The sequence below is a fragment of the Actinomadura spongiicola genome (assembly GCF_003432485.1).
GTDB lineage: Bacteria > Actinomycetota > Actinomycetes > Streptosporangiales > Streptosporangiaceae > Spirillospora > Spirillospora spongiicola.
Genome location: NZ_QVNQ01000003.1, coordinates 21,790 through 40,332 on the forward strand (window position 1 = coordinate 21,790; position 18,543 = coordinate 40,332).

Annotated in this window: 21 protein-coding genes and 1 tRNA gene; 11 read left to right on the plus strand and 11 right to left on the minus strand. The window is 71.5% G+C overall.

Going from position 1 to position 18,543, the window contains the following annotated elements; translation table 11 throughout:
- The first annotated feature begins 30 nt into the window (after nt 1-30).
- Nucleotides 31-492 carry a MarR family winged helix-turn-helix transcriptional regulator gene (locus tag D0T12_RS08810; protein WP_117399026.1) on the plus strand — a complete coding sequence of 154 codons (462 nt, stop codon included), beginning with the start codon at nt 31-33 and terminating at the stop codon, nt 490-492.
- Between the two features lie 37 nt (nt 493-529).
- Nucleotides 530-1,648 (plus strand): FAD-binding protein, encoded by a 1,119-nt coding sequence (locus D0T12_RS08815; protein ID WP_147339452.1) that lies wholly within the window; start codon nt 530-532, stop codon nt 1,646-1,648.
- 10 nt (nt 1,649-1,658) lie between these two features.
- Here D0T12_RS08815 and D0T12_RS08820 read toward each other — a convergent pair whose 3' ends face one another.
- Genes D0T12_RS08820 through D0T12_RS08830 form a run of 3 tightly spaced genes read right to left on the minus strand, consistent with a single transcriptional unit; the run spans nt 1,659 to nt 4,241 of the window.
- A complete protein-coding gene (locus D0T12_RS08820) occupies nt 1,659-2,306 on the minus strand; it encodes a response regulator (protein ID WP_117399028.1) in 648 nt (215 codons plus the stop codon).
- A complete protein-coding gene (locus tag D0T12_RS08825) occupies nt 2,297-3,469 on the minus strand; it encodes a sensor histidine kinase (protein WP_233525926.1) in 1,173 nt (390 codons plus the stop codon). The genes D0T12_RS08820 and D0T12_RS08825 overlap by 10 nt, the downstream gene beginning before the upstream one ends.
- Complete coding sequence (locus D0T12_RS08830) at nt 3,453-4,241, minus strand: DedA family protein (RefSeq protein WP_117399029.1); 789 nt, start codon at nt 4,239-4,241, stop codon at nt 3,453-3,455. The genes D0T12_RS08825 and D0T12_RS08830 overlap by 17 nt, the downstream gene beginning before the upstream one ends.
- A gap of 420 nt (nt 4,242-4,661) precedes the next feature.
- Here D0T12_RS08830 and D0T12_RS35855 point away from each other — a divergent pair, with 420 nt between their 5' ends.
- A complete protein-coding gene (locus D0T12_RS35855) occupies nt 4,662-5,159 on the plus strand; it encodes a hypothetical protein (RefSeq protein ID WP_199487384.1) in 498 nt (165 codons plus the stop codon).
- A 137-nt stretch (nt 5,160-5,296) separates the two neighbouring features.
- On the plus strand, nt 5,297-5,515 hold the full coding sequence (locus D0T12_RS08840) for a DUF5999 family protein (RefSeq protein WP_117399706.1): 219 nt from the start codon (nt 5,297-5,299) through the stop codon (nt 5,513-5,515).
- A gap of 34 nt (nt 5,516-5,549) precedes the next feature.
- On the opposite strand, the gene D0T12_RS08845 is transcribed toward D0T12_RS08840, so the two are convergent.
- Nucleotides 5,550-6,194, minus strand: a complete 645-nt coding sequence (locus D0T12_RS08845) for a YdcF family protein (RefSeq protein ID WP_158581455.1) — start codon at nt 6,192-6,194, stop codon at nt 5,550-5,552.
- Nucleotides 6,195-6,332: 138 nt separating this feature from the next.
- Here D0T12_RS08845 and D0T12_RS08850 point away from each other — a divergent pair, with 138 nt between their 5' ends.
- Nucleotides 6,333-6,623 (plus strand): hypothetical protein, encoded by a 291-nt coding sequence (locus D0T12_RS08850; protein WP_117399031.1) that lies wholly within the window; start codon nt 6,333-6,335, stop codon nt 6,621-6,623.
- Nucleotides 6,624-6,661: 38 nt separating this feature from the next.
- Here the strand turns inward: D0T12_RS08850 and D0T12_RS08855 are convergent, their stop codons facing one another.
- Together D0T12_RS08855 and D0T12_RS08860 are read right to left on the minus strand one after the other, a co-directional pair.
- A complete protein-coding gene (locus D0T12_RS08855; protein WP_117399032.1) occupies nt 6,662-7,441 on the minus strand; it encodes an ArsR/SmtB family transcription factor in 780 nt (259 codons plus the stop codon).
- A 96-nt stretch (nt 7,442-7,537) separates the two neighbouring features.
- Nucleotides 7,538-7,966, minus strand: a complete 429-nt coding sequence (locus tag D0T12_RS08860; RefSeq protein WP_117399033.1) for a PepSY domain-containing protein — start codon at nt 7,964-7,966, stop codon at nt 7,538-7,540.
- A gap of 108 nt (nt 7,967-8,074) precedes the next feature.
- Between D0T12_RS08860 and D0T12_RS08865 the strand changes: the two genes are divergently transcribed.
- Nucleotides 8,075-8,767 (plus strand): response regulator transcription factor, encoded by a 693-nt coding sequence (locus D0T12_RS08865; protein ID WP_117399034.1) that lies wholly within the window; start codon nt 8,075-8,077, stop codon nt 8,765-8,767.
- Nucleotides 8,757-10,172, plus strand: coding sequence for a sensor histidine kinase (locus D0T12_RS08870; protein ID WP_233525927.1), 1,416 nt, complete (start codon nt 8,757-8,759; stop codon nt 10,170-10,172). Before D0T12_RS08865 ends, D0T12_RS08870 begins: the two co-directional genes overlap by 11 nt.
- A gap of 16 nt (nt 10,173-10,188) precedes the next feature.
- On the opposite strand, the gene D0T12_RS08875 is transcribed toward D0T12_RS08870, so the two are convergent.
- From D0T12_RS08875 to D0T12_RS08885, 4 genes are all read right to left on the minus strand, one after another.
- Nucleotides 10,189-11,355 carry an acyl-CoA dehydrogenase family protein gene (locus D0T12_RS08875; RefSeq protein WP_117399035.1) on the minus strand — a complete coding sequence of 389 codons (1,167 nt, stop codon included), beginning with the start codon at nt 11,353-11,355 and terminating at the stop codon, nt 10,189-10,191.
- Nucleotides 11,356-11,547: 192 nt separating this feature from the next.
- Nucleotides 11,548-11,619: transfer RNA gene (locus D0T12_RS08880), tRNA-Gly, on the minus strand.
- A 174-nt stretch (nt 11,620-11,793) separates the two neighbouring features.
- On the minus strand, nt 11,794-11,943 hold the full coding sequence (locus tag D0T12_RS35285) for an LPFR motif small protein (RefSeq protein ID WP_158581456.1): 150 nt from the start codon (nt 11,941-11,943) through the stop codon (nt 11,794-11,796).
- Nucleotides 11,944-11,997: 54 nt separating this feature from the next.
- Nucleotides 11,998-12,795, minus strand: a complete 798-nt coding sequence (locus D0T12_RS08885; RefSeq protein WP_117399036.1) for a putative protein N(5)-glutamine methyltransferase — start codon at nt 12,793-12,795, stop codon at nt 11,998-12,000.
- A 90-nt stretch (nt 12,796-12,885) separates the two neighbouring features.
- Here D0T12_RS08885 and D0T12_RS35290 point away from each other — a divergent pair, with 90 nt between their 5' ends.
- From D0T12_RS35290 to qcrB, 3 genes are all read left to right on the plus strand, one after another.
- Complete coding sequence (locus D0T12_RS35290) at nt 12,886-13,479, plus strand: hypothetical protein (protein ID WP_158581457.1); 594 nt, start codon at nt 12,886-12,888, stop codon at nt 13,477-13,479.
- A complete protein-coding gene (locus tag D0T12_RS08890; RefSeq protein WP_158581458.1) occupies nt 13,476-14,564 on the plus strand; it encodes a PrsW family intramembrane metalloprotease in 1,089 nt (362 codons plus the stop codon). Before D0T12_RS35290 ends, D0T12_RS08890 begins: the two co-directional genes overlap by 4 nt.
- An 81-nt stretch (nt 14,565-14,645) precedes the next feature.
- Entirely contained in the window at nt 14,646-16,271 is a 1,626-nt protein-coding gene (gene qcrB / locus D0T12_RS08895; RefSeq protein ID WP_117399038.1) for a cytochrome bc1 complex cytochrome b subunit, read from the plus strand.
- On the opposite strand, the gene ctaD is transcribed toward qcrB, so the two are convergent.
- The gene (gene ctaD, locus D0T12_RS08900; protein ID WP_117399039.1) at nt 16,195-17,907 is read right to left on the minus strand and encodes an aa3-type cytochrome oxidase subunit I; all 1,713 of its coding nucleotides are present in this window, start codon (nt 17,905-17,907) and stop codon (nt 16,195-16,197) included. The genes qcrB and ctaD overlap by 77 nt on opposite strands.
- Before the next feature lie 158 nt (nt 17,908-18,065).
- Here ctaD and D0T12_RS08905 point away from each other — a divergent pair, with 158 nt between their 5' ends.
- Nucleotides 18,066-18,518: a YbhB/YbcL family Raf kinase inhibitor-like protein gene (locus tag D0T12_RS08905; protein WP_117399040.1), complete on the plus strand. Its 453-nt coding sequence runs from the start codon at nt 18,066-18,068 to the stop codon at nt 18,516-18,518.
- Nucleotides 18,519-18,543: the final 25 nt, after the last annotated feature.

Consider the following 18,543-nt stretch of genomic DNA (forward strand, 5'->3'; position numbering starts at 1 on the left):
TAGAATCACCAGGCCACGTAGAATCACCGCATGAACGACGCGGGGGACGCCCTCGAACCACGGGAGATGCGGGCCTGGATCGCCTTCCTGGCCGCCGGGCACCTGATCGACTACGAGATCGAACGGCAGCTCAAACGTGACGGCGGGCTGTCCCACCCCGAGTTCGAGGTGCTGGTCGGGCTGAGCATGGCCGAGGACAACCGGCTGCGCATGTCCGACCTGGCACGGCTGGTGATGGTGTCCAAGAGCCGCCTCACCTACCAGGTCACCCGGCTCGAACGCGCGGGGCTCGTGCGCCGGACAGGCAACGAGACGGACCGGCGGTCGGTGTGGGCGGAGCTGACCGACAAGGGCGCCGAGATCCTGGCCCGGGTCCGGCCCGGGCATCGCCGCGTCGTCCGCGAGACGCTGATCGAGGTGCTCGATCCGGAGGAGATCGAGCTGCTCGGCGACGCCCTCGGCCGTGTCGCCGAGCGGCTGCGACGGCGGTGACCCGCGGTGGGCGGCGACCGCGGGGAAGGCCGGGCGCATGCGTGACTTCGGCGGGATCGTGGAGCGTTCGCCCGTCCGCGTCGTCCGGCCGGGATCGGCCCGAGAGGTGGCCCGCGCCGTCCGCGAGGCCGCCGCTCAGGGCCTGGACGTCGTACCGCGCGGCCTCGGGCACTCCACCTACGGCCAGTCGCTCACCGCGGGTGTCTCGCTGGACCTGCGGGAGCTCACCGGCGTCGAGGTCCGCGCCCGGGACGCGGTCGTCGCCGCCGGGACGACCTGGCGCGAGCTGCTCGCGGCGACGCTGCCGCACGGCCTGACCCCGCCGGTCCTGACCGACCACCTCGACCTGACCGTCGGCGGGACGATCTCCGCGGGCGGCGTCGGCGGAACGTCCCACCTCCATGGGACGCAGGCTGACAAGGTGCGCGCGCTGGCCGTCGTCTCGAACGTCACCGGGGACGGCGAGCCGGTGCGCTGCTCCCGCGACGTCCGGCCCGAGCTGTTCGACGCCGTCCGCGCCGGGCTCGGACGGCACGGCGTCATCACCGAGGCGACGATCCCGCTCGTCCCCGCGCCGGAACGGGTGCTGTCGTGCACCATCCCGTGCCGGGACGTCGAGGACGTGCTCCGCGTCCAACGCGACGTCCGGGCCGACCACATCTCCGCGCAGGTGAAAACGTCGCTGCACGGGTGGGTGTACGAGGTCAAGGCCGTCCTCTACGGCGACGGCCCCGATCTGGCGGTGGCGCCCCCGCCCGGGGCCGTCGACGTCGAGGAACTGCCCTACCTCGACTTCTGCGACCGGATGCGCCCCGACGTCGCGGAGCTGATCGTGTTGGGCGAGTGGGCGCGCCCGCATCCCTGGGGGATGGTGTTCCTGCCCGCCGCCCGCGCCGCGTCCGTGATCGAGGCGACGCTGGCGGAGCTGACACCGTCGGGGCTCGGGCTCAGCGGCGTCGTCCTGGTCAAGGCGCTGCGGGTCGGCCACGTGCCGATGCTGGACGTGCCGGACGACCCCGTCCTGTTCAGCGTCCTGCGCACCGCGTCGCCGGGCTGCGCGTCGGTCGCGGAGATGCTCGCCGCCAACCGGGTCCTCCTCGACCGGGCCCGCGCCGCGGGCGGCACCCGCTACGCCGTCGACTCCGTACCCGCCTGAGCGGTCGAGTTCAGGTTCCCAGGTAGCGGAGGACGGCGAGGACGCGGCGGCTGTAACCGGTCGTGCGCGACAGGTCGAGCTTGTCGAAGATCGCGTTGACGTGCTTCTCCACCGCGCTCTGCGAGATGTGCAGGATCTTGCCGATCGAGGCGTTGGTATGGCCCTGCGCCATGTGGTCGAGGACGTCCCGTTCCCTCGGGGTCAGGCGGGACAGCGGGTCGGCACGCGGCCCGTGCGCGGCGAGGAGCCGGCGCACCACCTCGGGGTCGAACGCGGCGCCGCCCGCGCCGACCCGGTCGAGGGCGTCGAGGAACTCGTCGACCTGTGCCACGCGGTCTTTGAGCAGGTAGCCGACACCGGTGGTGTCCGAGGTGATCAGCTCGGTGGCGTAGCGCCTCTCCACGTACTGCGACAGGACGAGGACGCCGACGTCCGGCCAGCGCTCCCGGATCCGCAGCGCGGCGCGCAACCCCTCGTCGGTGTGGGTGGGCGGCATCCGGACGTCCACGACCACGACGTCCGGCGGACCGGCCGCCACCGCCGCGATCAGCGCGTCCCCGTCGCCGACCGCCGCCTCCACCACGTGCCCCTCCTCGGCGAGCAGCCGGACCAGGCCCTCGCGGAGCAGCGTCGAGTCCTCGGCCAGCATCACCCGCACGGCAGCTCCGCGGTGATCACCGTCGGGCCGCCGGGCGGGCTGTCGACGTCGAACGTCCCGTCCAGGGCGGCGACCCTGCGGGCCAGCCCGGCGAGCCCGCCGCCGCCCGGGTCGGCTCCGCCGCCGCCGTCGTCCTCGATGCGCACGCCCACCAGTGTCGCCGATGCCGTGACCTCCACCCGCACGCGGAGGGCGCCGGAATGCTTGGCCGCGTTGGTGACGGCCTCGCAGACGACGAAGTACGCGGCGGTCTCCACCGCGTGCGGGACCCGTCCGGGCACGTCGTAGTCGATCGTCACCGGCAGCGCGGACCGTTCCGCCACCGTCTCCAGCGCCGCCCGCAGCCCCTCGCGGTCCAGCGCGGTCGGGTAGACGCGCCAGGTGACCTCTCGCAGGTCCTCCAGGGCTCGCTGTGACTCCTCGTGCGCCTGGCGCAGCAGTTCCGCCGACCTCTCGGCGTCCCCGGCGCGGCGGGCGCGGCCGATCAGCATGCCGAGCGCGACGAGGCGCTGCTGGACGCCGTCGTGCAGGTCCCGTTCGATGCGGCGGCGCTCGTCGTCCACCGCGTCCACGACCTCCGCGCGGGTGACCGACAGCTGCGCGATGCGACGCTCGTACGCCTCCAGGGGGCTCGGGCCCAGGCAGCGCCGCGCCACCGTCCTCTCCAGCGCCACGACCCCGACCAGGCCCTGCACCGCCAGGAACAGCAGGACGCTCCCGAGGAGCACCGTGTAGATGACGATCAAGGGGCTCGGGGGGATGCCGTCCATGTAGTCGCCCGTGATCCACCAGCTCACGGCCAGCGCGGTCCCGATCACCGCGCCGTAGACCACCATGATCAGGATCACGCCGCCGAGAAGCCCTACCGGCACGCGCAGGACGAGGTACGCCAGCGCCTTCAACGGCCCGTACCGGACGGCCCGGTCCTCGCCGTGGAACCTCCGGAGCCGCCGCCGTTCCAGCTCGGTCGCGGCCCGCGCGGCGTCCGCGACGACCGTCGGGACGGTGCGTTGCCCGCGCGAGAACGCCAGCGAGTAGGCCATCAGGAGCGCCGCCACCGCGAGCAGGGCCATCTCCACGACGGCCGTGACCGCGCCGAGCGTCAGCCCGACCGCGGCGCGGACGAGGCGACGCGGGCCCCACGCGTCAGTGGAGGCGGTCACGCCGGAATTCTGCCGTCTCCGCGAGACGACCGTCCGCCCGCCGCCCCTGTTGCGCCCACTGCTGCCCGTGCCACTCCCGCTGGTCCCCCTGCCGCTCGTCCCGTTGCCGCTCGTCGCCTTGCCGCTTCTCACGGCGGGCCTTCACGATACGTACGGCGACGAACACCGCGGCGGCGAGGGCGGCGATCGCGAGGACTCCCTTGGAGTACATGCCCACGTACTCCTCGACCGTCCGCCAACTGTCGCCGAGCTTGTAACCGGCGAGCACGAACGCCGCGTTCCACAGCAGACTGCCCAGCGCCGTGTAAAGCAGGAACGTCGTCAGCCGCATCCGCTCCACCCCGGCCGGGACGGAGATCAGGCTGCGGAAGATCGGGATCATGCGGCCGAAGAACACCGCCTTGGCGCCGTGCCGCGCGAACCACGCCTCCGTCCGGTCCAGGTCGGACAGCTTGATCAGGGGGAGCCTGGCCACGAGCGCGCGGATCCGGTCGCGTCCGATCAGCGCGCCGATCCCGTAGAGGGCGAGCGCTCCGACGACGCTGCCGACCGTCGTCCACACGAGGGCCGCGACGAGACTCATCCGTCCCTGCGCCGCCGTGAACCCGGCCAGGGGGAGGATCACCTCGCTCGGCAGCGGCGGGAAGAGGTTCTCCAGCGCGATCGCCAGTCCCGCGCCTGGAGCGCCCAGCTTGTCCATCAGGTCGGTCGCCCACCCCGCGATGCCGCCGACGGGCTCGCTCCCGGACGCCGTGAGTGCTTTTTCGATCATGTTGATGACGCTAGAAACCCGTCCTCCCCACCACCATGGAGTACACCGCCTACCCGTCCGGCCGCATCCCACACCTCCGACCCTGCGGAGAACCGCACCCCGGGAGGTCGTCGCCCGGAGCGGCACCCGGTGGACGAAGACCGCGCCCGAACGCAAGGGCTTGCGGCGGATTCAGCGGAGAGTGAAACCCGTGGGCGCTCCAGGCGTCGTCGCGGGGTGCTCCGGACGTCGGTTCCCGCAGGCTGACCCCGTTCTGGACCGTGCCACGCCGTGGTTTCGGACACCCCGACCGTCATGATCCCTGTAAGGAATCATTTTGATCGACTTTTCAGTAAAGAACCTTTCTTGTAGCGTTCGCAGGGTTTTCCGAAGTGAATTCATGATCGGGATCTCCCGCCGCACGATCACAAGGACGCCGCGATGCCCCTGGCGACAGGCCTGGCCGCGGCCGCGCTCCTCGGCCTGCTGACGCTCCTGGCCACGGCGCGGCACGGCAGGCGCCCCCACCGCTCGGACACCGAGCATCCCGAGTCCCTGACGGCCGTCCTCGGCCCGGGCGAGGAGGAGTACCTCGCGTGGCTGGCCGACCACCACTGGCCGGGCGACGAGTACCTCGATCTCGAGAGCGAGTGGCTCGGCGAGACGGAGACCGCGGAGCCGGGCGGGCCCTACGAGTCACCGCTGTGCCCGCGCTGTGACCTGCGGTGCGAGGACGTCTGGCCGTGTCCCACCTGCGGACGGGTCCTGCACTCGTCCTGCGGTCACGGGATGCGGCGCCGGAGGGTGGAGCGCCCGTACCGCACGCACGGCACGAACCCGGAGGCGGTCATCGCCGAGTGGATCTGCACGGGCTGCGCCTCCGTCGTCGGCCTGGACGTGGACCACGGCGACGAACCCGGCGAGGGCCTCCTGCGGTGAGTCACGCCGGGCTGCCCGACTTGTCCGGCTTTACACGCATTGAACAGTAAAGAATCGCCCATCCACTTGCATATTTCGGTCGGCCCACGGCAGGCTGAATCTATGTCCTTAATCACGAGGACACCGTGGAGGACCCCGTGACCGCTCAACACCCGACCTGCTGCCCGCACCAGCCGACCTGCCCGACTCCGGACGACCTCGACCGCGAGGCCGCGCGCACCGTCGCCCGTCACCCGGAGCAGGGGTGGAGCCTGCTCTGCAACGGCGTCGTCGTCTTCGAGGACACGGGAGAACTGCTGCCCGACGGGCGGGTCATCGCCCCGCACCGTCCCATCACCGCCGCCCAGGCCCGGTGAGCAGGCCCGGTGAGCGGGCCTCGGCCCCGGCCGGTCACCTGATCACGTGCCGGTCGTAGCCGAGCCGCACCAGCTGCTCGTACGCCGCCCACGCCACGTCCGGTACTGGCATCGGCACCTGAAAGCCGCGCTCCGCGTAGACGACCATACGCTGCAGGTCCCCCACCATCAGTTCGATGAACTGGCGCTCGTCCTCGTCGAACGCGTCGAAGCCCACCTCGGGCGCGGACGCCGCCCACTCCACTTCCGGCCACTGGCACCGCGCCGTGGCGAGCGCCCGGCGCGTCATGTAGGGCTTCGCGACCAGGATCCCGCGGTCGACCACGACGCCCCTCTCCGCCAACAGTCGCCTCGAAGCGGTGATGTTCTCCCCCGTGTTGGTCGCCGTCTCCTCCAGGAGGAGCGCGGCGTCCGGTACCCCGTGCTCGCGCGCCACCCGTCCGAACACGCTCGCCTCGGTGCGCGTCCAGTCCGAGGTGACCTTCCCGCGCCCGCCCGACATGACCACCAGCGGCGCCCGGCCCTCATGCCACAGCCGCGCGGCGTGCACCGCGACCCGCGTGTCGTGACTTCCCAGCGCGAGGATCACGTCGGCCCTGGTCAGGGGATCGGACTGGACGAGGTGATCCCAGACGACCCGGGCCAGTTCACGCGCATGAGCGTCCACGGAAGGTTGCACGAAGTCAATTGTCCTTCACATGTCCTCCGCGCGGTCAGCATGTCGGACTCCCATCCCGACGGCCGTCCAGGTAGCGTTCAACTGTTTCGCTCCTTACATAGGAATCGTGCGGACTCGACCGCGGAAGGACGGTGTGGTGTGACCACGGTCCTGGTCCTCGTGTCACTGGCGGCCCTGTTCGGCTTCTGCCTGCCGAGACTGCTTCGCCCCATGTCGCACGTCCCGTCCCGCGCCCCGAGCCCCGACCCGCCGCCGGACGATCCGCTCGCCGTCCATCCGGAGTCGATGACGGCCGAGCTCGACCCCGCCGACGAGGAGTACCTCGCCTTTCTCGCCGACAACCTCTGGCCGGACGACGAGTACCTCGAACCGGAGCACTCCACCGACGGCGAGGAGGAGTCGGGCGGCAGCAGCGGGCTGCGCCGCTGACCCGGACGGCCCCGGCCAGGGTCGACCGGCGCGGCGGGTCAACCGACGGGCAGTTGCTCGCCGGTCTCCAGGAGGGTCTTGAGGCCGGACACGACCTGCGGCCAGCCGTGACGCGACATGCCGAGGACGACGTCGCCCCCCTCGTGGACGACCGTGAGCTTGACCGTCTCCCCGGCCGGTTCGATCTCGAACGTCACCTTGGACCGCGGCTCGGTCAGCAGTTCGGCGCGCTTCTCCTCGTCCACGCCGACGGCCTTCGCCCACTCCGGAGTGAACGTGTGCCAGGTGTAGGAGAGGCGGCGGGGCCGGTCCGCTTCGAGGACGACCTGCTCCGGGTCGGCCATCGTCGCGTTCTCCTCGTGCCAGACGATCGGGGAGCCGGGCGCCCAGTCGGTCTCGAAGGCGATGCCCCAGTAGCGGCGGGTGAAGGCCGGATCGGTCAGCGCCTGCCACAGCCGTTCCGGCGTGGTCTTGATGTACGTCGTGTAAACGAACTCGCTTGCGGCCATCTCCTCATGCTCCAATGCGGTCTTGAGGTCGGCGAGCGCACTCGCCCGGTCCCGGTCGTACCGGCTCATCCAGCGGTCGGCGATCGCGTTGATCGGGGCGGCGTTGAGGTAGTGGAACTTCTCCCGTCCACGGCGCCTCGTCGTCACCAGGTCCGCGGCCTCCAGCACCGCCAGGTGCTTGCTGACGGACTGCCGGGCCATGTCCAGCCCGGCGCACAGTTCCCGCAGGGTCTGCCCGTTGCGGGCGTTCAGGCTGTCCAGCAGGCGTCGGCGGCTCGGATCGGCGAGCGCCTTGAAGACCGTGTCCATGTACCGTCCCAAAAATGCAGCCATCCAGCTGCCTAAAAAGATAGGTAGCCGGATGGCTGCATGTCAAGGGCGTCGCTTCGCGCGGCCCGGGTGCCCTCAGTCGTCGTCGCGGACGTCCCGGTCGTCGTGATCGTCGTTCTTGGGGGCCTCCTGGACCTTGGCGGTCGCGGCGTCCACGACAAGCTCGCGCTCGGCCCCGTTCCGGTCGGTGACGTCGACCTCCCAAAGGGTCCTGCCGTTCTCGTCGTCCAGTTCGACCGCCGTCACCGTGCCCCCCGGGACCGACTTCAAGGCCGCCTGCGCCGCGTCCACCACCGTGACCGACGTCTTCGGAGCGTTAGAGGAAGGTGTGCCGGGAGGGGTGGTGGGTGGAGTGGAAGGCGCCGTGGGCGCGGTCGTGCGGGGGCTGCCGTCGGGGTCGGCGGCGAACGCGCTGGCCGCTCCCCCGCCCGCCAGGACGCCCGCGGCGACCACCGCCACCAGCAGGCCGCGTCCCGAGACCGGGCGCCGTGCGTCGAACCTCATGACATCCTCCAGTTCGTCGTGTTCTGGTCTCGACGATGCCGGGGTTTCCTGTGCTCTTCCTGAAACGACCTGAAGCCGCCTTCAGGAACGGTTTGGCACGCTGTGGGCATGCGCCTGCTGCTCGTAGAGGACGAGAAACGCCTGGCCGCGTCCCTCGCTCGGGGTCTGGCGGCCGAGGGGTTCGTGGTCGAGACCGTCCATGACGGCGCCGTGGGACTCGACCGGGCGCTCAGCGGCGAGTTCGACCTGATCGTCCTCGACATCATGCTTCCCGGGATGAACGGCTACCGGGTGTGCGCGGCGCTGCGGGCCGCGGGCGAGGAGATCCCGATCCTGATGCTGACCGCCAAGGACGGCGAGTACGACGAGGCGGAGGGCCTCGACACGGGCGCCGACGACTATCTCACCAAGCCGTTCTCGTACATGGTGCTGGTCGCCCGGATCCGCGCGTTGCTGCGCCGCCGGACGCGGGGCGCGGCGCCGACCATCGTGCTGGGCGACCTCACCGTGGACCCGGCGGCGCGCAGCGTGTTCCGGGGCGAGGTGGAGGTGGAGCTGACCGCCAAGGAGTTCGCCGTGCTGGAGCACCTGGCGGCGAACGCGGGCCGGGTGGTGTCGAAGACGCAGATCATGGAGGCGGTCTGGGACTTCGCCTATGACGGCGATCCCAACATCGTCGAGGTGTACGTGAGCGCCCTGCGCCGCAAGCTCGACGTCCCGTTCGGGCGCCGGTCCATCGTCACGGTGCGCGGGGCGGGATACCGGCTGGCCAGGGACGGGGGCGTGCCGCGTGATCCGTGACAGGGTGCGGCGCCCGTCGTCGGTCCGGGCGCGGACGACCCTCGGCGCGACCGCCGTGGTCGCGGTCGCGCTGGTGGCGGCCGGGACGGCGGTGGTGCTGCTGCTGCGCGCCAACCTCGGCGGCCAGACCGATCTGGAGGCGGAGGTGGCGGCGCGGGAGGTCGCGTCGCAGCTCGCGGCGGGCGTCCCGTACCGCGCGCTCGACCTGCCGGACGGCGACGATCATCCGGTGCGGGTGGTGGACGGGAGCGGGCGCGTGCGCGCGGTCAACGAGGACCTGGAGTCCGTCGAGGGGACGCCGTCTCCGGGCGACGACCGTGATGTCGGCGACTCCGGGGACGCGGACGACGGTCCCGGGCGGGGCGAGGTGTCGGACGACGGCCCGCGCCTCTTCACCGGCACGGCGACCGTGGACGGACGCACCGCGCAGTACCGGTTCGCGGCGGTCGAGGTGACGACGCCCGAGGACGAGACCGTCACCGTGTACGCGGGCGCTGACCTGGCCGCGGCGCGGGACGCGGTCGGTACCGTCTCCCGTGCGCTGCTCGTGGGCCTGCCGCTGCTGCTGGCCGTGGTCGCGGGCGTGACGTGGCTGGTCACCCGGCGGGCGCTGCGTCCGGTGGAGGCCGTCCGGGCGGAGCTGGCCGAGATCACCGCGGCGGGCGATCTGGCCCGGCGGGTGCCGGTGCCCGACTCGGGGGACGAGATCGCCCGGCTTGCGGTCACGACGAACGAGACGCTCGCCGCGCTGGAGGGCTCGGTGGCGCGGCAGCGCGCGTTCGTGGCGGACGCCTCGCACGAGCTGCGCAGCCCGATCGCGTCGCTGCGCACGCAGTTGGAGGTCGCGGCGGCGCATCCCGGGCCTCTGGACGTGGACGGTCTGACCGAGGACGTCGTGCGCCTTCAGGACCTCGCCGCCGACCTGCTGCTCCTCGCGCGCATCGACGCCGGGGACCGTCCACCGGAGCGGCGCGTCGCGTTGGGCCGCCTCGTCCGGGAGGTTCTCGACCGGCGCGCGGCGGGCGACCGGATCCCCGTCCGGGCGTCCATCGAGGACGACCCGACCGTCATGGGCGTGCCGGGGCGGCTCGCGCGGATCGTCGGCAACCTCCTCGACAACGCCGAACGGCACGCCGGCTCGGCCGTGCGGCTCTCGCTGCACGGGGAGTCGGGGGCGGCGGTCCTGCGGGTCGCCGACGACGGGCCGGGGGTGCCGCCCGCCGACCGGGAACGGATCTTCGAGCGGTTCGTCCGGCTGGACGACGCGCGCAGCCGGGACGAGGGTGGCGCGGGACTCGGCCTGCCCCTCGCCCGGGAGCTGGCGCGGGCGCACGGCGGTGTCCTCACGGTCGGCGAGGCCCCCGAGGGCGGCGCGCTGTTCGAGCTGCGCCTGCCGACCGCGTGACGTCACCCCGTGTCGATCACTTGAGGAGTTGGCGGGCCATGACCATGCGCTGGATCTGGTTCGTGCCCTCGTAGATCTGGGTGATCTTGGCGTCGCGCATCATCCGCTCCACCGGGAACTCCCGGGTGTACCCGTATCCGCCGAGCAGCTGGACGGCGTCGGTGGTCACGTCCATCGCCACGTCCGAGGCCAGGGTCTTGCACGCCGACGACACGAAGGTCAGGTCGGGGATCCGCTCCCCCTCCATCGCCCGCTCGGACTTGATCGCCGCGTGGTAGGTGAGCTGCCGGGCGCCTTCGAGCCGCATCGCCATGTCGGCCAGCATGAACTGCACGCCCTGGAAGTCGGCGATGGGCTTGCCGAACTGGCGGCGTTCCCTGACGTAGCCGAGCGCGAAGTCGAGCGCGCCCTGCGCGATGCCCAGGGCCTGGGCGGCGATGGTGATGCGCGTGTGGTCGAGGGTGGCCAGCGCCGTCTTGAAGCCGGTGCCCTCCGCGCCGATGATCCGGTCGCCGGGGATGCGGACGTCCTGCAGGATCACCTGCCGGGTCGGAGAGCCCTTGATGCCGAGTTTGCGCTCCTTCGGCCCGAACGACACGCCCGGGTCGCTCTTCTCCACCACGAACGCCGAGATGCCCCGGGCTCCGGCGGACGGGTCGGTGACCGCCATCACGGTGTAGAACTCCGATTCCCCCGCGTTGGTGATCCACATCTTGGTGCCGTCGAGCACCCAGGCGTCACCGTCGCGCACGGCCCGGGTCTTCATGCCCGCGGCGTCGGAGCCCGCGTCGGCCTCCGACAGCGCGTAGGAGAACGTGGCCTCGCCGCGTGCGACCGGCCCCAGGTATCGGCGTTTCAGCTCCTCCGAGCCCGAGAGCAGCAGCGGGACGGTGCCGAGCTTGTTCACCGCCGGGATCAGCGACGCGGAGGCGCACGCGCGGGCGACCTCCTCGATCACGATCACCGTGGCCAGCGCGTCCGCGCCCGCGCCGCCGTACGGTTCGGGCACGTGGACCGCGTGCAGGTCGGCCGCGACCAGCGCGTCCAGGGCCTCGCGGGGGAACCGTGACTCCTCGTCCACGTCCGCCGCGAAAGGAGCGATCTTGTCGTCGGCCAGCTCGCGCACCGTGCGCCGCAGCAGCTCGTGCTCCTCGGACGGGGCGTAGGCGGGATAGTCGCTCATCGTTCCTCCGCGCGGCCGCCTCGACGGCCATTACTTTGACGGCCAATATTTGAACGCCAAAATAAGCGAGACGACAAGACCGAGTCAAGTCCGGGGCATGGCGATGGGTGCCCCGCGGCGGGCGGTGGCGTCCGCCCGCCTGGGCACGAGGCGGACCGGCCGGGCGTCGTTACTCCCGCCGGTCCAGTCCAGAGCCGCACTCGAGAGTCGAACTCGATTCTCCCGGGTGGAAGCCGGGTGCCTCACCAATTCGGCCTGTGCGGCATGAGAAGAGCCGTCAGAGAATCCCGACGGCCCTGGCGCGGCCATTCCGCGTTTCGGCCGTGCCGCTCGTCAGTCATAGAGTGCGGGATGGGGTGGGCACGCGCAATTGCTTTTCCCGGCCCGGACCGCACCGGGACCCTACCCAGCGTTCGGTCCCGGTGCGGCGTCGGCAGGTCAGACCGTCCTGCGGCGGGAACGCATCGAGCGGCGGCGCGACGGGGTGAACAGTCGCTGGAGCACCCGGAACGGCAGCGTCACGATGCTGATGACCACGCCCGCGATCGTGCTGACGATGGCGCTGAGCGCTGCTGTGATGCGGCGCATGATAATTCACTCCTTCGTGTCGTCCTAGAGCACCATCTACCCAAATAACGGCTTTTACACAGGCTTGGTCCCCGTAACAACAGTGGCGTGGAACTCATCGGACACGGCCACCGTCGCGGTGAGGCCGCCCCGCTCGACGGCGGCGACCGCGGCCGGGACCTGCCGGTCGCCGGTCTCGAACAGCAGTCGCCCGCCCGGCGCCAGCCACGCCGCCGCCTCGGCGGTCACGCGGCGCAGGACGTCGAGGCCGTCCGCGCCGCCGTCGAGCGCCACGCGCGGCTCGTGCAGCCGCGCCTCCGAGGGCAGGAGCGCGACCTCGGCGGCCGGGACGTAAGGCACGTTCGCGAGCAGGACGTCGACGGCGCCGCGCAACGCGTCCGGCAGCGGCCCGAACAGGTCGCCCTCGTGGACGTGCCCGCCGAGCGGGACGACGTTGCGGCGCGCGCACCGCACGGCCGCGGGATCGACGTCGGCGGCGTGCAGGGTGAACCCGTCCCCGCCGTGGACGGGCGGGCCGGAGACGAGCGCGGCTCCCAGCGCGCCTGACCCGCAGCACAGGTCGACCACGACGGGGCGCGGCGGGACGAGCGCGGCGGCCTGCCGGACGAGGAACTCGGTGCGGCGGCGGGGCACGAACACGCCGGGGTCCACGGCGACGCGGAGGCCGCAGAACTCGGCCCAGCCGATGACGTGCTCCAGGGGCAGCCCCGCGACGCGCCGCTCCACCATGGCCGACACGTCGTCCGCCGTGGCGGCCGCGGCGAGGATCAGCCGGGCCTCGTCCTCGGCGAACACGCAGCCCGCGGCGCGCAGCCGGGAGGCGATGACCGGAGGGGTCAGAGATGCTGTCATGGGTCGGCCCACCTTACCCGTGCCCGCCCGGCGCCGTTTAGGGCCGTTGTCAAGGGGCATTTCCGCAAGACGGGTCATCGGGGGGTCTGCGTGGCGCGCGTGAAATGGTGGGGTACGGGGCTCGTGGCGCTGACGCTGTCGGTGCTGTGCGCGGGGTTGCCCTTACTGAACGAGGTCCTCGGAGACGGCGCCAGGCCGCTCGCACCCGGGACGGTCGTGTCGATCGGCGCGGAACGCGACGGCGCCCGCCCGGTGACGATCACGGTCCGGCACGACGGTTGGTTCCTCGACGAGGAGGACTCCTTACTCAGCGGCTATGCCCAGTTGACCCGCGCGGACGTCGTGTTCAACCTGAGCGTGGTCGTCCCGCTGGCCCCGTTCGACGCCCGCGACATGTGGCAGGGGCTCGGCCGCCTCGTCGCGATGGGCGGGCACATGCGGCTCGGGGCGCGGCCCGAACCGATCGAGACGACGGGCGGCCTCACCGGGCTCACCGGAACGATCATCGGTCCGGACCGTGTGGGCACGGCGACCGTCTACGCCACCGACACGCTGGGTGCGACGGTGACGGCGGCCGGACCGCCGCCCTCCTTCCGAAGCGTGGCCGCGCAGGTCCAGGCGATGGCGCGAACCGTGACGATCGCGGCCCCCCTGACCTCCGGATCCTCGGACTCCGAGCCGTGACCCGCCGTCCGGCGTTCTGGCTGTGGGCGGCGACGTGCCTGATCGGGGCGTGGATCGCCGTGCGCACGATGGACGCCGCGGTCCGGGAGTTCCCTCTCGGCGTGATCACCGGGGTCGTGCTGCTGACACCGGCGACGGTCGTGGGCGTCTGGGCCCTGCGGCGGCTGCACCCGGTCCGGACCCGCCCGATCGGGTACACGCTGATCGCGGTGGCGTGGGGCGCGTTCGCCGCGTTCGGCCTGGCCCTGCCGACGAACGCGGCGTTCCAGGCGGTGCTCGGCAAGACCGCCGGGCCGGTCTTCAACAGCACCTGGGGCGCGGCCATCGCCGCCCCCGTGGACGAGGAGATCCTGAAACTGCTCGGGGTGGTGACGCTGGCGCTGATGGCGCCGTCCGCGGTCCGCGGCCCGCTGGACGGGTGGGGCTACGGCGCGCTCACCGGTCTCGGGTTCCAGATCGCCGAGAACTTCCTCTACGTCCTGAACACGATCATCCTGACGGGCGGGACGCAGGACGTGAACGCGGCGCTCTTCTCGTTCGCCGGCCGGGTCGTCGGCGGCGCCTGGTGGAGCCACTGGGCGATGACGGCGATCGGCGGCGCGGGCCTCGGCTGCCTGCTCGGCCGCACGTCCCGGACGAGCGTGACCGTGGCCGCCGGGGCGTTCGTCGTCGCGATGGCCCTGCACTCCTGGTGGGACGCGCCGGTCATGCCCGGGGTGCTGCTGCTGCCGTTCAAGGGCGCCCCGATCCTCCTGACGGCGATCATCGCGTACCGGCTCGCGAGGCGACGCTACCTGTCGCACTTCCGGCGGACGGCGCACGCCGAGACCGCCGCCGGGGTGCTGGTGCCGGGCGAGAGCCATGTCCTCGCGCACCGCAAGTGGCGCCGCAAGGAGCGCTGGGACGTGCCCGCCGGGGAGCCGCGGCGCCGGCTCGCGCGGCTCCGCGCCATCGAACTCGACCTGATCGAGGACGGTCTCGGCGGCCTGGAACGCGACCCCCGGAACGCCGACCGGCTCCGCGCCGACATCCGCGAGCTGCGCCGCGAACTCACCGCCTCCCCCACGCCCCCGCGCGTCGCCTGACGGCCCGACCTGCGCGTTTGCCGGGGGTGGTCAGGGGTACCGGGGCTGCGGGTTCCATGTGCTCGGCCGGGGGGATGGGCGATGGCGGGACGGAAGGGCGGCGCGAAGGCCGAGCGGCTCGAAAGGTTGGCGTGGGGCGTCAACGACCGTCTCGGCTCCACCGCCTTCCTCCAGGCGAACCTCCGCAAGGCCTTCCCCAAGCACTGGTCGTTCCTGCTCGGCGAGATCGCGCTGTACTCGTTCGTCATCCTGCTGATCACCGGCGTGTACCTGACGCTGTTCTTCAAGCCGAGCGGCGCCGTCCTGATCTACGACGGCTCGTACGCGCCGCTGAACGGCGTGCGGATGAGCGAGGCGTACGCGTCCACGCTGCACCTCACGTTCGACGTGCGGGGCGGGCTGCTGATGCGGCAGATCCACCACTGGGCGGCGATCGTCTTCCTCGCGGCGATCACGATCCATCTGCTGCGGATCTTCTTCACCGGCGCGTTCCGCAAGCCGCGGGAGATCAACTGGCTGATCGGCACCACGCTGTTCGCGCTGGCGCTCGCCGAGGGGTTCGCGGGTTACTCGCTGCCCGACGACCTGCTGTCCGGCACCGGTCTGCGGATCTTCGAGGGCATCCTGCTGTCCATGCCCGTCGTCGGGACGTATCTGGCGCTGTGGGCCTTCGGCGGCCAGTTCCCGTCGAGCGAGGACTTCATTCCCCGTCTGTTCACCGTCCACATCCTGCTCGTCCCGGGCCTGCTCCTCGCGCTCATCACCGCGCACCTGATGATCCTGTGGCACCAGACGCACACCCAGTGGCCGGGCAGGGGCAGGCGGGAACGGGCGGTGCACGGCGAGCCGACGTTCCCGCACTTCGCCGCGCAGAGCGCCTCCTACTTCCTGTTCACGTTCGGCGTCCTCGCCGGGCTGGCCGCGTTCGCGCAGGTCAACCCGGTCTGGCTCTACGGGCCCTACGAGCCGGACGAGGTGTCGTTCGGCTCCCAGCCCGACTGGTACGTCGGGTTCCTCGAAGGGTCCCTGCGCATCATGCCGAGGCTGGAGACGAACCTGTTCGGCCACACGATCATGTGGAACGTGCTGGTGCCCGCCGTCGTCCTGCCCGGGGTCTTCTTCACGCTCATCGCGCTGTACCCGTTCGTGGAACGCTGGGCGACGGGCGACGAACGCGTCCACCATCTGCTCGACCGGCCCCGGAACGCCGCGACGAGGACCGCGATCGGCGCCGCCGTCATCGCCTGGTACGGGAACCTGTGGGCGGCGGGCGGCAACGACGTCATCGCGTGGGCGTTCGACATCCCGCTGTTCTGGACGACGTGGTTCTTCCGCGCCGGGTTCTTCGTCGCGCCGCTCCTGGCGTTCACGATCACCCGGCGGGTCTGCCTCAGCCTGCAACGACGCGACCTCCGGCAGCGCGAGGAGGGCGTGGAGAGCGGCCTGATCTCGCTGAGCCCGGAGGGCGGGTTCCACGAGCGGCACGAGCGGCCGTCGGACGAGCGGGAGGCCCTGCTGCGGACCCGGCGGCCGGAGGAACTCGTCGCCCCCTATCCGCGCCACCTCATCCCGCTGCCGACGCCGGACCGCGCCCGCGCCCAGGTCCGGACCCGCGTCAACCGCTTCTACCTCAACTACCAGAGCGAGTCGCACGGTGGCGGCCAGGGCGACCTCCGCCGCGACTCTCGACGGCACGACGACCGGTGACGTCAGGCGGGTAGTGCAGGTCGAACGCGGGACGGATCGACCGGATCCGCGGCATGGACGTGAAGTTGTGGCGCGGCGGCGGGCACGAGGTCGCCCACTCCAGCGAGCCGCCCGCGCCCCACGGGTCGTCCACGCCGACGTCCTCGCCACGCCGCCAGGTGCGCAGCACGTTCCACAGGAACGCGAACGTGGACGCGCCGAGGACGAACGAGCCGACCGACGACACGAGGTTCAGCGTGGCGAACTCGTCGGGGTAGTCGGCGTAGCGGCGCGGCATCCCCGCCGAGCCGAGCCAGTGCTGGACGAGGAACGTCGTGTGGAACCCGACGAACAGCGACCAGAAGTGGATCTTGCCCCAGGTCTCGTCCAGCCTCCTGCCGGTCATCTTCGGCCACCAGAAGTAGAACCCGCCGAACATGGCGAACACGACGGTGCCGAACAGGACGTAGTGCAGGTGGCCGACGACGAAGAACGAGTCGGTGAGATGGAAGTCCATGGCCGGTGACCCGAGGATCACGCCGGTCAGCCCGCCGAACAGGAACGTCGTGAGGAACCCGAGCGCGAACAGCATCGGGGCCTCGAACGTCAGGTGCCCCTTCCACAGCGTCCCCACCCAGTTGAAGAACTTGATGCCGGTCGGCACGGCGATCATGAAGGTCGTGATCGAGAAGAACGGCAGCAGGACCCGGCCGGTGGCGAACATGTGGTGCGCCCAGACCGTCATGGACAGCCCGGCGATCGCGATGGTCGCCCCGACCATGCCGAGGTAGCCGAACAGGGGCTTGCGCGCGAACACCGGGATGATCTCGGTGACGATGCCGAAGAACGGCAGCGCCACGATGTAGACCTCGGGATGGCCGAAGAACCAGAACAGGTGCTGCCAGATCATCGCGCCGCCGTGCGCCGGGTCGTAGATGTGGGCGCCGAGCCTGCGGTCGGCCTCCAGCGCGAACAGCGCCGCGGTCAGCACCGGAAACGCGATGATCACCATCAGGCTGGTCAGGATCACGTTCCAGCAGAAGATCGGGAGCCGGAACATCACCATGCCCGGGGCGCGCATCGTGATGATCGTGGTGATCATGTTGACGGCGGTCAGCGTGGTGCCCACCCCCGCCACGATCAGTCCCATGATCCACAGGTCCTTGCCGGCGCCGGGCGAGAACGTCTCCAAGGTCAGCGGGGCGTAGGCGAACCATCCGAACGCCGCCGCCCCGTCCGGGGTGACGAACCCGGCCAGGACGAGCAGCGACCCGAACAGGAACAGGTAGTAGGTGAGCGTGTTCAGGCGCGGGAACGCCACGTCCGGCGCGCCGATCTGCAACGGGACGATCACGTTGGCGAACCCCGCGAACAGCGGGGTCGCGAACAGCAGCATCATGATCGTGCCGTGGATCGTGAACAGCTGGTTGTACTGGAGCTCGTCCATCACCTGGAGGCCCGGCTCCAGCAGTTCGGCCCGCATCAGCATCGCCATCAGCCCGGCGATGAGGAACATGGTGAACGAGGTCCCGAGGTACAGGTAGCCGACCACCTTGTGGTCGGTGGTCGCCAGGACGTCGCCGATCCTCGTCCCCTTGCGGTGCAGCGCGAGGGCGTCGGCGACGCTGGTGTCGTCCCTGCCCCGTACCGCCGACATCCGGCTTCTCCCTCGTCCCGCCTCTCCCGAGCCCACCGAGGCACTTGCCTGGCTGACCCGTTTCAAACGCCACGGCGGCGCGGCATCGATCGCCGGGCACGCGGCATCGATCGCCGGGCACGCGGCATCGATCGCCGGGCACCGGGCACCACGGCACCATGGAGGAGTTGACGCTGAGCAGTCCCGCCTTCGCCGACCACGCGCCGATACCGCCGATGTACTCGCACCGGTCGGGCGACCTCTCCCCCGCGCTGAGGTGGTCGGGCATTCCTGCCGCGTGTCTGGAACTCGTCCTCACCTGCGTGGACCCGGACGCGCCCGGCGGCGCGTTCGTCCACTGGATGCTGGGCGGCATCCCGCCGGAGCGCGACGGGCTCGCCGCGGGCGAGGAACGCCCCCGCATCGCCCGGGGCCGCAACGACTTCGGCGAGCTCGGCTACGGCGGGCCGCACCCGCCGGTCGGCGACCCGCCGCACCGTTACGTCTTCACGCTGTACGCGCTGCGCAGGCCGTCCGGCCTGACGTCCGGCTTCTCGGCGGACGACCTGCGCGCGTGCCTCAAGGACGACGTGCTCGCCTCCGCCGCCCTCGTCGGCACGTACTCCCGGTGAGGTGTCCGCCGGACCCCGGACGTGA